A 13,164-nucleotide genomic window follows, 5' to 3' on the forward strand; every position below is an offset into this window, starting at 1 on the left:
GGGCAACTGTCCGAATCAGGACGTTTATCTCTGAGCGGCCATCGTGCGGCGCGCTGGAGCAGGGGAAATTCGGCTGTGCCTCCCCGACAACAGGGTCTTATGATCACCGCCATTCACGCTTCCGCCTTTCGACCAAAGGGCTCGTATGAATCTGCGCCGCACCGTCTCCACTGCCGTAGCTGTCGCCGTGACCGCGCCGTTCGCGCTGCTTTCCGCCACTCCGGCCCTCGCCGCCGACAAGCCGTCGGCCACCGCGGTGCAGTCGGACACGGCAGGGGCGACGTCCACGCCGTCGATCGCCGAGCTGGAGCAGGCGGCGAAGGCGGCGCAGGAGGCGTACGAAAAGGCTGTGGCCGCCAGGGAAGCCCAATACGCGTACCTTGAGGAGACGCTCGACGGGGGCACTCCGCTCGACGTGGCCGCCAAGGCCGCGAACGAGGAGGCGGACGCCGCCGAGGCGGCCAAGGCGACCGCCGACAAGGAGCTGTCCGACGCTCAGGCCGCGCTCGCCGCACTGGGTGAGTCCGCGACGGCGGAGGAGAAGGCGGCGGCGGAGCAGCGGGTGACCGAGGCGAAGGCCGCGGCCGCGGCAGCCGCGGAGACGGCGGCCGCCGCCCGGGCCAAGGCGATCGAGGCCGACACGAAGCGGGACGACGAACGCGTCGCGGAGGTCCGGAAGTACGAGGAGCTGAAGAAGGCGCAGGAGCAGGCGCTCGCCGACAAGCAGGCCGCCGACAAGGCCCTCGCCGACGCCAAGAAGGCCCTGGAAGAGGGCGACAAGGGCGACGACGCCGAGGGCGAGACCGGCGCGGGCGGGAACAAGGGCGACGACACCAAGGGCGGCAACGAGTCCGAGGGCGCCAAGGACAAGGACGGCGAGAACGACGGTGCCGAGGCCGTCAAGTCCGACGGTGCCGTGAAGCAGCAGGGCGGCGCGGCCGCCACGCCGACGGGCGCTACGACCGCGTCCGGCAGCCTGGCCGAGACCGGTTCGTCCTCCGCCCTGCCGCAGTTCGCCCTCGCGGGCGCCGCCGCCGTGGCGCTCGGCGCGGGAGCGGTGTTCATCGTCCGCCGCCGCAGGACGGGCGACGCCGAGGCCTGAGCGGCGGGTGGTTCATCCGTCGAGCGCTGTGAAGTCGCCCCGCGAGGCCGCCGACACGAACGCGGTGAAGGTCTCCGGGGCGACGGTGAGGGCCCCGTGGGCGGGGTTCTTGGAGTCGCGGATGGCTACGTGGGCGGTGAGGTCGGCGACCTCGACGCAGTCGCCTCCGGTGTCGCCGCTGTAGGAGGACTTGCGCCAGGCGGCGGTGCCCAGAGGTGCGCATTCGATGCACTGGCCGCCGGTGTCGCCGCTGTACGACGACTTACGCCAGGTCGCGCCCGTCAGGTTCAGGTTGGTCCCCATACCGTTCCTCCATCACGCGGGCGATCAGAGCCGCCGAGTCGTCCACGGAAAGAGCGGCGGCCTGCAAGTGATCGTAACGGACCGAACCCTCCTTGACTGCTTCCGGATTGGCCGTCATGTGGCCCTGGACGAAGTCCTCGGTGTAGACGATGTCCGGGTCGTTCTCGAAGCGCAGCAGGTTGAACGAGCCCATCAGTCCGGCGTGCGCCCCCGCTTCGAAAGGCAGCACCTGGATTTCCAACCACCGGCGCTTCTGCAAGGACATGAGGTGCGCCAACTGCTCGCGCATGACCTCCCGGCCGCCGACCTGCTGATGCAGCACCGCCTCGCTCAGCACCACCCACGTCACCGGGGGGTGCTCCCGATCCAGGATCCGCTGGCGGTCCAGCCGGGCGGCGACCTTGCCGTCGAGGTCGCCCTCGTCCCGCGTCCCTAGCACCGCACGTGCGTAACTCTCCGTCTGGAGAAGCCCGTGCACCAACTGCGCCTGGTACGTGGAGATATACGCAGCCCTCCCCTCCATGTCCGCATACGGCTGAAACCACCCCGGCAACTGACTCCGCAGCACCAACCCCACCAGCCGGGAGAACAACCCGTCCGTCCCCAGCGCAGCGTCCACCCGCTCCGAGAAGTCCCGTTGGGGAACCTTCGCCGCCGTCTCGATCTGCCCGATCAGTGACCCGGTACAGAAGACGATCGCGCCGAGCTGCGCCAGCGTCAGCCCCGCCGCCTCCCGGCAGCGCCGCAGCTCGTAGCCGTAGTAGTCCAACGGCGATGCACTCGGGTCCAGTTCACGACTCCGCACGCCAACCACCTCCCGTGACCGAGAGTAGCCGCACGGACGCACACGGGTGCCGGTGTTGTGGAAAACAAAATCATGCAAGCGTGCTTGATTTGTTCCGGGGTCGCTGCCACGCTCCTCCCCATGGCCGACCCGACCCCCGTCTTCGACGACCTGCGTGCCGAAAGCGACGAACTCGACCGGCTCGTCGCCGACTTGGAACCGGACCAGTGGGCACTCCCCACCCCCGCGCCCCGCTGGACCGTCGCCCACCAGATCGCCCACCTCGCCTGGACCGACCGCTCCGCCCTGCTCGCCGTCACCGACGCCGACGCGTTCCGGACGCTGGTTGAGAAGGCCCTTGCCGCGCCGGACTCCTTCGTCGACGACGGTGCCGAGGAGGGCGCCCGGCTCCCGCCCGGCGAGCTGCTGGAGACGTGGCGGGAGGGGCGTACCGCCCTGGACACGGCGTTGCGCGCGGCCCCGCGCGGCGGGCGTTTCCCCTGGTACGGCCCTCACATGTCCGCCGCCGCCATGGCCACCGGCCGGATCATGGAGACCTGGGCCCACGGCCAGGACATCGCCGACGCCCTGGGTGTGGTCCGCCCACCCACCGACCGGCTGAAGCATGTGGTCCGCATCGGGGTCCGCGCCCGCGACTTCGCCTTCGGCGTGCACGGCCTGACGGCGCCGGGGGAGGAGTTTCGTGTGGAACTGACCAGCCCCTCGGGTGCGTTGTGGACGTACGGCCCCGAAGGCGCCGCCCAGCGCGTCACCGGCCCCGCCCTCGACTTCGCCCTCCTGGTCACCCACCGCGCCCACCGCGACGACCTCGCCGTGCGCGCCCAGGGCCCCGACGCCGACCGCTGGCTGGACATCGCCCAGGCCTTCGCGGGACCGCCCGGCAGCGGCCGCCCGCCGAAGGAGGACGCCCGGTGACGCTGCGCATCGGCAACGCCTCCGGCTTCTACGGCGACCGCTTCGACGCCCTTCGCGACATGCTCACCGGCGGCGAACTCGACGTCCTCACCGGCGACTACCTCGCCGAGCTGACCATGCTGATCCTCGGCCGGGACCGTCTGAAGGATCCCGGCGCCGGATACGCCCGTACCTTCCTGCGCCAGCTGGAGGAGTGCCTCGGCCTCGCCCACGACCGGGGCGTGCGCGTCGTCACCAACGCGGGTGGCCTCAACCCGGCCGGACTCGCCGACGCCGTACGGCAGTTGGCCGACCGCCTCGGCATCCCCGTACGGGTCGCGCACGTCGAGGGCGACGACCTCACCGCCGCCCACCCCGGCAGCCTCGCCGCCCACGCCTACCTCGGCGGCTTCGGCATCGCCGCCTGCCTGAGGGAGGGCGCCGACATCGTCGTCACCGGGCGGGTGACGGACGCGGCCCTGGTCACCGGCCCCGCCGCCGCGCACTTCGGCTGGCAACCGGGGGAGTACGACCGCCTCGCGGGCGCCGTCGTCGCCGGGCACGTCCTGGAGTGCGGCACCCAGGCCACCGGCGGCAACTACTCCTTCTTCCACGAGCGCCAGGCCGACCTCCGCCGCCCCGGCTTCCCCCTCGCCGAGCTGCACCCCGATGGCACCTCCGTCATCACCAAACACCCCGGCACCGGCGGTTTCGTCGACATCGGCACGGTCACCGCCCAGCTCCTCTACGAGACCGCCGGCGCCCGCTACCCGGGCCCCGACGTCACCGCCCGCCTCGACACCGTCCGCCTCACCCAGGAGGCACCCGACCGGGTCCGGATCGAGGGCGTACGAGGAGAGGCCCCGCCCCCGACCCTCAAGGTCGGCCTCAACCGCCTCGGCGGCTTCCGGGGCGAGGTCACCTTCGTCCTCACCGGACTCGACATCGAGGCGAAGGCCGCGCTGGTACGGCGGCAAATGGCGGACGCACTCGCCAAGTCACCGCCCGCCGACGTCCGTTGGGACCTCGTCCGTACCGACCGCCCCGACGCCGACACCGAGGAGACGGCCAGCGCCCTGCTCCGGCTCGTCGTACGCGACCCCGACCAGGAGACCGTCGGCCGCACCCTCAGCGCGGCCGCCGTCGAACTGGCGCTCGCCAGCTACCCCGGCTTCCATGTGCTGGCGCCACCCGGAAAGGGCACCCCGTATGGGGTCTTCGAGGATGTGTACGTCCCCCATAGCGCCGTCCCCCATATGGCGGTCCTCCACGACGGCCGCCGTACCCCTGTGGCCCCGCCCCACGAGACCGCCGTACTCGACGACGTGCCGGAGCCTCCCCTGCCCGAGCCGCTGCCGGACGGACCCAGAAGGCGCGCCCCTCTCGGACTCGTCGCCGGTGCCCGCAGCGGCGACAAGGGCGGGAACGCCAACGTCGGGGTGTGGGCCCGTACGGACGACGCCTGGCGGTGGCTCGCGCACGAGCTGACGGCCGACGGGTTCCAGCAACTCCTGCCCGAGTGCCGCGAGTTGAAGGTCACCCGTCACGTCCTCCCCAACCTCCGCGCCCTCAACTTCGTCGTCGAGGGCATCCTCGGCCAGGGCGTCGCCGCCCAGCACCGCTTCGACCCGCAGGCCAAGGCCCTCGGCGAATGGCTGCGCTCCCGCCACCTGGACATCCCGGAGGCCCTCCTGTGACGGTCATCAGCTCCACCCTGGACACCAACGGCCCCGACTACACGGCCAACCGCGAGGCCATGCTCGCCAAGCTCGCCGAACTGGCCGCCGAGCACGCCAAGGCCCTCGCAGGCGGCGGCGAGAAGTACGTGGCCAGGCACAGGAAACGCGGCAAGCTCCTCGCCCGCGAGCGCATCGAACTGCTCCTCGACCCCGACACGCCCTTCCTGGAACTGTCCCCGCTGGCCGCCTGGGGCAGCGAGTACACCGTCGGCGCCTCCCTCGTCACCGGCATCGGCGTCGTCGAGGGCGTGGAGTGCCTGATCACCGCCAACGACCCGACCGTCCGGGGCGGCGCGAGCAACCCGTGGAGCCTGAAGAAGGCGCTGCGCGCGAACGACATCGCCCTTACCAACCGCCTGCCCTGCATCAGCCTGGTCGAGTCCGGCGGCGCGGATCTGCCATCCCAGAAGGAGATCTTCATCCCCGGGGGCGCGATCTTCCGGGATCTGACGCGGTTGTCGGCCGCCGGGATCCCCACCGTCGCCGTCGTCTTCGGGAACTCCACGGCCGGTGGCGCGTACATCCCCGGCATGTCCGATCACGTGATCATGGTCAAGGAGCGCGCGAAGGTGTTCCTCGGCGGCCCGCCCCTGGTGAAGATGGCCACCGGCGAGGAGAGCGACGACGAGTCCCTGGGCGGCGCCGACATGCACGCGCGCGTGTCCGGCCTCGCGGACTACTTCGCCCTCGACGAGCGGGACGCGCTGCGGCAGGCGCGGCGGGTGGTGGCCCGCCTCAACCACCGCAAGGCGTATCCGGATCCCGGTCCCGCGGAGCCCCCGAAGTACGACGCGGACGAGCTGCTGGGCATCGTCCCCGGCGATCTGAAGGTGCCCTTCGACCCGCGCGAGGTCATCGCCCGGATCGTCGACGCCTCCGACTTCGACGAGTTCAAGCCGCTGTACGGAACCAGCCTGGCGACCGGCTGGGCCGCCCTGCACGGCTACCCGGTCGGCATCCTGGCCAACGCCCAAGGGGTGCTGTTCAGCGCGGAGTCGCAGAAGGCGGCCCAGTTCATCCAGCTCGCCAACCAGCGCGACATCCCGCTGCTGTTCCTGCACAACACCACCGGCTACATGGTGGGCAGCCAGTACGAGCAGGGCGGCATCATCAAGCACGGCGCGATGATGATCAACGCGGTCTCCAATTCACGCGTCCCGCATCTCTCCGTCCTCATGGGCGCCTCCTACGGCGCCGGCCACTACGGCATGTGCGGCCGCGCCTACGACCCCCGCTTCCTCTTCGCCTGGCCCAGCGCCAAGTCCGCCGTCATGGGCCCGCAGCAGCTCGCGGGCGTGCTGTCCATCGTGGCCCGCCAGTCCGCCGCCGCGAAGGGGCAGCCGTACGACGAGGAGGCGGACGCCGCCCTGCGCGCGATGGTCGAGCAGCAGATCGAGTCCGAGTCCCTGCCGATGTTCCTGTCCGGGCGCCTCTACGACGACGGCGTCATCGACCCGCGCGACACCCGAACCGTCCTCGGCCTGTGCCTGTCCGCCCTCCACACCGCCCCCTACGAGGGCGTGCGCGGCGGCTTCGGCGTCTTCCGGATGTGAGGCCCAGTGATTACTTCCGTTCTTGTTGCCAACCGGGGCGAGATCGCCTGCCGGATCTTCCGCACCTGCCGTGAGTTGGGAATCCGAACGGTCGCGGTGCACTCGGACGCCGACGCGAACGCCCGCCACGCGCGCGTGGCCGACGCCGCGGTACGGCTGCCGGGGGCGGCGCCCGCCGAGACGTATCTGCGCGGCGACCTGATCGTCAGGGCCGCGCTCGCGTCCGGAGCCGACGCGGTGCATCCCGGCTACGGCTTCCTCTCCGAGAACGCCGACTTCTCGCGCGCGGTGACCGACGCGGGGCTGCTGTGGATCGGCCCGCCGCCGGAGGCCATCGAGGCGATGGCGTCCAAGACGCGCGCGAAGGAGCTGCTGGGACTCACACCCCTCCAGGACGTCACCGAGGCCGACCTCCCGGTGCTGGTGAAGGCGGCCGCGGGCGGCGGCGGACGCGGGATGCGGATCGTACGGCGCCTGCGGGACCTGGACGCCGAGCTCGCGGCCGCCCGCGCGGAGGCGCGCGGTGCCTTCGGCGACGACGAGGTGTTCGTCGAGCCGTACATCGAGGACGGCCGGCACGTCGAGGTACAGATCCTCGCCGACACCCACGGCACGGTGTGGGCGCTCGGCACCCGCGACTGCTCCCTCCAGCGCCGCCACCAGAAGGTCATCGAGGAGGCCCCCGCACCGGGTTTGAAACTCGAACTCACCGAGTCCCTCCACGAGACGGCCGTACGAGCCGCCCGCGCCGTCGGCTACACCGGCGCCGGCACGGTCGAGTTCCTCGTCGCCGACGACAAGGCCCACTTCCTGGAGATGAACACCCGCCTCCAGGTGGAACACCCCGTCACGGAAGCCGTCTTCGACATCGACCTGGTGGCCCTCCAACTCCGGATCGCCGAGGGCCACACGCTGGAAGCCGACCCGCCCCGCGCGCGGGGTCACGCCATAGAGGCCCGCCTCTACGCCGAGGACCCGTCCCAGGACTGGGCCCCGCAGACCGGCACCCTGCACCGCCTCACCGCCCCCGAAGGCATCCGCCTGGACACGGGCTACACCGACGGCGACGAGATCGGCGTCCACTACGACCCCATGCTCGCCAAGCTCATCGCCCACGCCCCCACGCGCGCGGAGGCCATCCGCAAACTGGCCGGAGCCCTGGAACGCACGACCCTCCACGGCCCGACCACCAACCGCGACCTCCTGATCCGCTCCCTGCGCCACAAGGAGTTCACGACGGCCCGCATGGACACGGGCTTCTACGACCGGCACCTGGGTGAACTGACCGGGCCCACCCCCGACCCGTACGCCCCGCTCGCCGCCGCCCTCGCCGACGCCCACACCCGCTCCCGCTTCGGCGCCTGGCGCAACGTCCCCTCCCAGCCCCAGACAAAGCGCTACACGATGGCGGGCGAGGAACACGAGGCCCGTTACTGGCAGACACGGGATGGCCTCAGGGCGGAGGGCGTCCGGGTGGTGCACGCGGACGCCGGTCTGGTCGTACTCGAAGTGGAGGGCGTGACAAGGAAGTTCGGGGTGGCGAGATACGGCGACGACATCTACGTCAACGGCAGCCGTCTCACCGCCCTCCCTCGCTTCCCCGCCCCGACGACCGAGCACGCCCCGGGCTCGCTCCTTGCCCCCATGCCGGGAACGGTGGTCCGAGTGGCCGAGGGATTGGCCGTAGGAGCGCCGGTGAGGGCCGGAGAGCCGCTCGTTTGGCTGGAGGCAATGAAGATGCAACACCAGATCTCGGCCCCGACCACAGGCACCCTCACAGCCCTGCACGCCGCACCTGGACAACAGGTCACGGTCGGCACGCTACTGGCGGTGGTGCAGCCGACCTAAGGGGCGCGGGGAACTGCGCGACCAGCCACGACGAAGGAGTCACATGACCACGACCGAAACCGAGGAACACAAGGCCCTGCGATCAGCCGTGGCCACCCTGGGCAAGCGCCACGGCCGCAACCACAACCGGGCAGACCTGTGGTCCGAGGCAGGCAAACTCGGCTACCTCGGCGTCAACCTCCCCGAGGAATACGGCGGCGGAGGCGGCGGCATCACAGAACTCTCCATCGTCCTCGAAGAACTCGGCGCAGCAGGCTGCCCCCTCCTCATGCTGGTCGTCTCCCCGGCCATCTGCGGCACGGTCATCGCCCGCTTCGGCACCGACGACCAGAAACAACAATGGCTCCCCGGCATCGCCGAAGGCACCCGCACCATGGCCTTCGGCATCACAGAACCCGACGCCGGCTCCAACAGCCACCGCATCACCACAACGGCCCGCAAGGACGGCCCCGACTGGCTCCTCACCGGCCGCAAAGTCTTCATCTCCGGCGTCGACATCGCGGACGCGACCCTCGTCGTCGGCCGCACCGAGGACGCCCGCACCGGCCGCCTCAAGCCCTGCCTGTTCATCGTCCCGCGCGACGCGCCCGGCTTCACCCGCCGCCCCATCGACATGGAACTCAACGCCGCGGAGAAGCAGTTCGAGCTGGTCCTGGACGACGTACGCCTGCCCGCCGACGCGCTCGTCGGCGACGAGGACGCAGGCCTGCTGCAACTCTTCGCCGGCCTCAACCCCGAACGCATCATGACGGCCGCGTTCGCGATCGGCATGGGCCGCTACGCGCTCGCGCAAGCGATTGCGTATGCCCGCGACCGCACCGTCTGGAACACCCCCATCGGCGCCCACCAGGCCATCGCCCACCCCCTCGCCCAGGCGCACATCGACCTCGAACTCGCCCGCCTGATGATGCAGAAGGCGGCGCACCTGTACGACGCGGGGGACGACGTCGGCGCGGGCGAGGCCGCCAACATGGCCAAGTACGCGGCAGGCGAGGCCTGCGTGAAGGCCGTCGACCAGGCCGTGCACACCCTCGGCGGCAACGGCCTCACGCGCGAGTTCGGCCTCGCCTCCCTGATCACGGCCGCGCGCGTGGCTCGTATTGCCCCGGTGAGCCGGGAGATGATTCTCAACTACGTCTCCCACCAGACCCTGGGCCTGCCCAAGTCGTACTGAACCAGCACGGCGTTGTGCGAGGAGGAACCGCATGTTCCGCAGCGAGTACGCAGACGTCCCACCCGTAGAACTCCCCATCCACGAAGCGGTGCTGGGCCGGGCCGCCGAATTCGGTGACGCGCCCGCGCTCATCGACGGCACGGACGGCACCACCCTCACCTACGAGCAAGTCGACCGCTTCCACCGGCGCATAGCCGCCGCCCTCGCCGAGGCGGGCGTGCGCAAGGGCGACGTACTCGCCCTGCACAGCCCCAACACCGTCTCCTTCCCCATCGCCTTCTACGCCGCCACGCGCGCGGGTGCCGCCGTCACCACCGTGCACCCGCTCGCCACGGCCGAGGAGTTCGCGGGGCAGCTGCGCGACTCGGCCGCCCGCTGGATCGTCACCGTCTCACCGCTACTGGACATCGCCCGCAGGGCCGCCGAACTCGCGGGCGGCGTCAGGGAGATCTTCGTCTGCGACAGCGCGACCGGACACCGCTCGCTGATCGACATGCTGGCGTCCGCCGCCCCCGAACCGCAGATCGCCATCGACCCCGTCGCGGACGTGGCGGCCCTCCCGTACTCCTCGGGCACCACCGGCACCCCCAAGGGCGTGATGCTCACCCACCGCCAGATCGCCACCAACCTCGCCCAGCTCCAACCGGCGATCTCCGCGGGCCCCGGCGACCGCATCCTCGCCGTACTGCCCTTCTTCCACATCTACGGCCTCACCGCCCTGATGAACGCGCCCCTGAGGGTGGGCGCCACGGTCGTCGTCCTGCCCCGCTTCGACCTGGAGCAGTTCCTCGCGGCCATCCAGAACCACCGCATCACCGGCCTGTACGTCGCCCCGCCGATCGTCCTCGCCCTCGCCAAGCACCCGGCGGTCACGCGCTACGACCTGTCGTCCCTGAAGTACGTCATCAGCGCCGCCGCCCCGCTGGACGCCACCCTCGCCGCCGCCTGCTCCCGCCGCCTGAACCTGCCGCCGGTCGGCCAGGCGTACGGCATGACGGAACTGTCCCCGGGCACGCACGTCGTCCCCCTGGACGCCATGGCGGACGCACCGCCCGGGACCGTCGGCCGGCTCATCGCCGGCACCGAGATGCGCATCGTCTCCCTCGACGACCCCGGCAAGGACCTCGGCACCGGCGAGGCCGGCGAGATCCTCATCCGCGGCCCCCAGGTCATGAAGGGCTACCTGGGCCGCCCCGACGACACCGCCGCGATGATCGACGCCGACGGCTGGCTGCACACCGGGGACGTCGGTCACGTCGACGGCGACGGCTGGCTGTTCGTCGTGGACCGCGTCAAGGAACTGATCAAGTACAAGGGCTTCCAGGTGGCCCCCGCCGAACTGGAGGCCCTGCTCCTCACCCACCCGGGCATCGCCGACGCCGCCGTCATCGGCGTCTACAACGAGGACGGAAACGAAATCCCGCGCGCGTACGTCGTCCGCCAGCCGACCGCGCCCGACCTCACCGAGAACGAGATCATGCTGTACGTCGCCGAACGCGTCGCCCCCTACAAACGCGTCCGCCAGGTCACCTTCATCGACGGCGTGCCCCGCGCCGCCTCCGGCAAGATACTGCGCCGCCGACTCCGGGAGGGCGCGTGACCCTGATCGGCCGCACCCGCGCGCGGGGAGTCGAAACGCTCACCCTCGACTCCCCGGCCAACCGCAACGCCCTGTCGGCCGCCCTGGTCGGCGAACTCGCCGACGCGCTCGCCGACAGCGCCAAGGACGGCGACGTCCGCGCGATCGTCCTCACCCACACCGGCACCACCTTCTGCGCCGGCGCCGACCTGCGCGACCCACCCGACCCCGACGCCCTGGTGGGCCTGCTCCGGCGGATCGTGGAGCTGCCCAAGCCGGTCGTCGCCCGCGTCACCGGACACGTACGCGCGGGCGGCCTCGGCCTGCTGGCCGCCTGCGACATCGCGGCCGCGTCCGGCACCGCCACCTTCGCCTTCACGGAAGTACGCATCGGAGTCGCCCCCGCGGTCATCTCCCTCCCGCTGCTGCCCCGCACCGACCCGCGCGCCCTCGCCCGCTACTACCTCACCGGCGAGCGCCTCGACGCCGCCGAGGCGGCCCGCATCGGCCTGCTCACCGCCACCGGCGACGACGCCGACGCCGTACTCGAACCCATCCTCGACGGCCTGCGGCGCTCCTCCCCGCAGGCCCTGGCCGAGACGAAACGGCTGCTCACGGCTAAGGTGCTGCAGACATTCGACCGGGACGCGGCGGAGCTGACCGCCCTCTCGGCCCGGATGTTCGCCTCCGCCGACGCCCGCGAGGGCATGACGGCCTTCCTCGAACGACGGGATCCTCCATGGGTGCTGTGAACCCGGTCGACACGGTCGACACGGCCACGACGGTGACCGCCGTGGACCGCGTCGACCGCGTGCCCAAGCAGGACCGCAGCCGGGCCACCCGGCAACGGCTCCTCGAAGCCGCCGTGGCCTGCCTCGCCGAACACGGCTGGGCGGGCTCCACGGTCACCGTCGTCGCCGAACGCGCAGGCGTCTCCAGAGGCGCCGCCCAACACCACTTCCCGACCCGCGAGGACCTGTTCACGGCGGCGGTGGAGTACGTCGCGGAGGAACGCTCGACCGCCCTGCGGGCCCTGTTCCCCCAGGGCGCGGCGGGCGACCGGAAGGCGGTCGTCTCCGCCCTGGTCGACCTCTACACGGGCCCGCTGTTCCGCGCGGCCCTGCACCTGTGGGTAGCCGCGTCGAACGAGGACCAGCTCCGCCCCCGCGTCACCGAACTGGAAGCCCGCGTCGGCCGCGAGACCCACCGCATAGCCGTCGACCTCCTCGACGCCGACGAGACCAGATCAGGCGTACGGGAAACGGTCCAGGGCTTCCTGGACATGGCCCGCGGCCTCGGCCTCGCCAACCTCCTCACCGACGACGGCCAGCGCCGCGAGCGGGTGGTGGCGCAGTGGGCGCAGCTTCTGGAGGAGGCGCTGGGCTGAGCCCGGCAGCCCCAGTGGGCCTCACGGACTGAGCCGCTCCACCCGCCAGCTCCCGTCCTGCTCCGCCACGTACCGCAGCCGGTCGTGCAGCCGGTTCTCGCGTCCCTGCCAGAACTCCACCGTCTGCGGCGCCACCCGGAAGCCGCCCCAGTTCGGCGGCACCGGGACCTGCTCGCCCTCCGGATAGCGGGCCGCCAGCTCGGCATACGCCGCGTCCAGATCGGCGCGGGTGGCGATCACCGAGGACTGGGCGCTCGCCCAGGCGCCGAGCTGGGAGCCGTGCGGGCGGGTACGGAAGTACGCGGCGGTCTCGTCCCGGCCGGTGCGCCGCGCGATGCCCGTGACGATCACCTGGCGGGCCATCGTGTACCACGGAAAGAGCAACGAGACGTACGGGTTCTCGGCGAGATCGCGGGACTTGCGGGAGTCGTAGTTGGTGTAGAAGACGAAACCCGCGTCGTCGAAGTGCTTCAGCAGCACCGTACGGGAACTGGGCCGCCCCTCCGCGTCCGCCGTCGACACGACCATGGCGTTCGGCTCGAACAGCCGGCCCTCCGTCGCGGCCTGCCTGAACCAGCGCGCGAACTGCTGCACCGGCGTCGCGGCCAGCTCGGTCTCGGAAAGCCCCTCCGCCCGGTAGTGCTTGCGCATCGCGGCGGGATCGGGCGGCGCGGGGACGGAATCTTCGTCGGTCACGCGGTCATCCTGCCGTATACGCGGCGGACGCTCGGCAGGGTGGTGTTCGTCACGGCCTGGCACCGAGTGCCGTCACCTCTCCCC

12 protein-coding genes are annotated in these 13,164 nt (G+C 71.5%); 9 read left to right on the forward strand and 3 right to left on the reverse strand.

Features of this window, described 5'->3' with window-relative positions; all coding sequences use genetic code 11:
• Positions 1 to 145 precede the first annotated feature (145 nt).
• Entirely contained in the window at positions 146 to 1,102 is a 957-nt protein-coding gene (locus HJD23_RS23415; protein ID WP_171114735.1) for an LAETG motif-containing sortase-dependent surface protein, read from the forward strand.
• Positions 1,103 to 1,114: 12 nt separating this feature from the next.
• Here the strand turns inward: HJD23_RS23415 and HJD23_RS23420 are convergent, their stop codons facing one another.
• Together HJD23_RS23420 and HJD23_RS23425 are read right to left on the reverse strand one after the other, a co-directional pair.
• Positions 1,115 to 1,405, reverse strand: coding sequence for a DUF397 domain-containing protein (locus tag HJD23_RS23420; RefSeq protein WP_171114733.1), 291 nt, complete (start codon positions 1,403 to 1,405; stop codon positions 1,115 to 1,117).
• Positions 1,365 to 2,219, reverse strand: coding sequence for a helix-turn-helix transcriptional regulator (locus tag HJD23_RS23425; protein WP_171118859.1), 855 nt, complete (start codon positions 2,217 to 2,219; stop codon positions 1,365 to 1,367). Before HJD23_RS23425 ends, HJD23_RS23420 begins: the two co-directional genes overlap by 41 nt.
• Positions 2,220 to 2,330: 111 nt before the next feature.
• On the opposite strand from HJD23_RS23425, the gene HJD23_RS23430 reads away from it, so the two are divergent.
• Genes HJD23_RS23430 through HJD23_RS23465 form a run of 8 tightly spaced genes read left to right on the forward strand, consistent with a single transcriptional unit; the run spans position 2,331 to position 12,384 of the window.
• Complete coding sequence (locus HJD23_RS23430; protein WP_171114731.1) at positions 2,331 to 3,125, forward strand: TIGR03084 family metal-binding protein; 795 nt, start codon at positions 2,331 to 2,333, stop codon at positions 3,123 to 3,125.
• Positions 3,122 to 4,801, forward strand: coding sequence for an acyclic terpene utilization AtuA family protein (locus HJD23_RS23435; RefSeq protein WP_171114728.1), 1,680 nt, complete (start codon positions 3,122 to 3,124; stop codon positions 4,799 to 4,801). The genes HJD23_RS23430 and HJD23_RS23435 overlap by 4 nt, the downstream gene beginning before the upstream one ends.
• A complete protein-coding gene (locus HJD23_RS23440; protein ID WP_171114726.1) occupies positions 4,798 to 6,396 on the forward strand; it encodes a carboxyl transferase domain-containing protein in 1,599 nt (532 codons plus the stop codon). The genes HJD23_RS23435 and HJD23_RS23440 overlap by 4 nt, the downstream gene beginning before the upstream one ends.
• 6 nt (positions 6,397 to 6,402) lie before the next feature.
• The gene (locus HJD23_RS23445) at positions 6,403 to 8,244 is read left to right on the forward strand and encodes a biotin carboxylase N-terminal domain-containing protein (RefSeq protein WP_171114724.1); all 1,842 of its coding nucleotides are present in this window, start codon (positions 6,403 to 6,405) and stop codon (positions 8,242 to 8,244) included.
• Between the two features lie 43 nt (positions 8,245 to 8,287).
• Complete coding sequence (locus HJD23_RS23450; RefSeq protein ID WP_171114722.1) at positions 8,288 to 9,418, forward strand: acyl-CoA dehydrogenase family protein; 1,131 nt, start codon at positions 8,288 to 8,290, stop codon at positions 9,416 to 9,418.
• Between the two features lie 31 nt (positions 9,419 to 9,449).
• Positions 9,450 to 11,018: a 4-coumarate--CoA ligase family protein gene (locus tag HJD23_RS23455; protein WP_171114720.1), complete on the forward strand. Its 1,569-nt coding sequence runs from the start codon at positions 9,450 to 9,452 to the stop codon at positions 11,016 to 11,018.
• Positions 11,015 to 11,749 carry an enoyl-CoA hydratase family protein gene (locus tag HJD23_RS23460; protein ID WP_171114718.1) on the forward strand — a complete coding sequence of 245 codons (735 nt, stop codon included), beginning with the start codon at positions 11,015 to 11,017 and terminating at the stop codon, positions 11,747 to 11,749. Before HJD23_RS23455 ends, HJD23_RS23460 begins: the two co-directional genes overlap by 4 nt.
• Entirely contained in the window at positions 11,737 to 12,384 is a 648-nt protein-coding gene (locus HJD23_RS23465; RefSeq protein ID WP_171114716.1) for a TetR/AcrR family transcriptional regulator, read from the forward strand. Before HJD23_RS23460 ends, HJD23_RS23465 begins: the two co-directional genes overlap by 13 nt.
• Positions 12,385 to 12,405: 21 nt before the next feature.
• Here the strand turns inward: HJD23_RS23465 and pdxH are convergent, their stop codons facing one another.
• Positions 12,406 to 13,080, reverse strand: a complete 675-nt coding sequence (gene pdxH, locus HJD23_RS23470; RefSeq protein WP_171114714.1) for a pyridoxamine 5'-phosphate oxidase — start codon at positions 13,078 to 13,080, stop codon at positions 12,406 to 12,408.
• Positions 13,081 to 13,164 lie beyond the last annotated feature (84 nt).

Origin of the sequence: Streptomyces sp. Z423-1 (genome assembly GCF_013009255.1) — a bacterium.
Lineage (GTDB): Bacteria > Actinomycetota > Actinomycetes > Streptomycetales > Streptomycetaceae > Streptomyces > Streptomyces gossypiisoli.

Bases quoted from the DNA above. Each gene is read 5' to 3' on its own strand.
- HJD23_RS23415 (WP_171114735.1), top strand. From the start codon at position 146: ATGAATCTGCGCCGCACCGTCTCCACTGCCGTAGCTGTCGCCGTGACC.
- HJD23_RS23420 (WP_171114733.1), bottom strand. From the start codon at position 1,405: ATGGGGACCAACCTGAACCTGACGGGCGCGACCTGGCGTAAGTCGTCG.
- HJD23_RS23430 (WP_171114731.1), top strand. From the start codon at position 2,331: ATGGCCGACCCGACCCCCGTCTTCGACGACCTGCGTGCCGAAAGCGAC.
- HJD23_RS23450 (WP_171114722.1), top strand. From the start codon at position 8,288: ATGACCACGACCGAAACCGAGGAACACAAGGCCCTGCGATCAGCCGTG.
- HJD23_RS23455 (WP_171114720.1), top strand. From the start codon at position 9,450: ATGTTCCGCAGCGAGTACGCAGACGTCCCACCCGTAGAACTCCCCATC.
- HJD23_RS23465 (WP_171114716.1), top strand. From the start codon at position 11,737: ATGGGTGCTGTGAACCCGGTCGACACGGTCGACACGGCCACGACGGTG.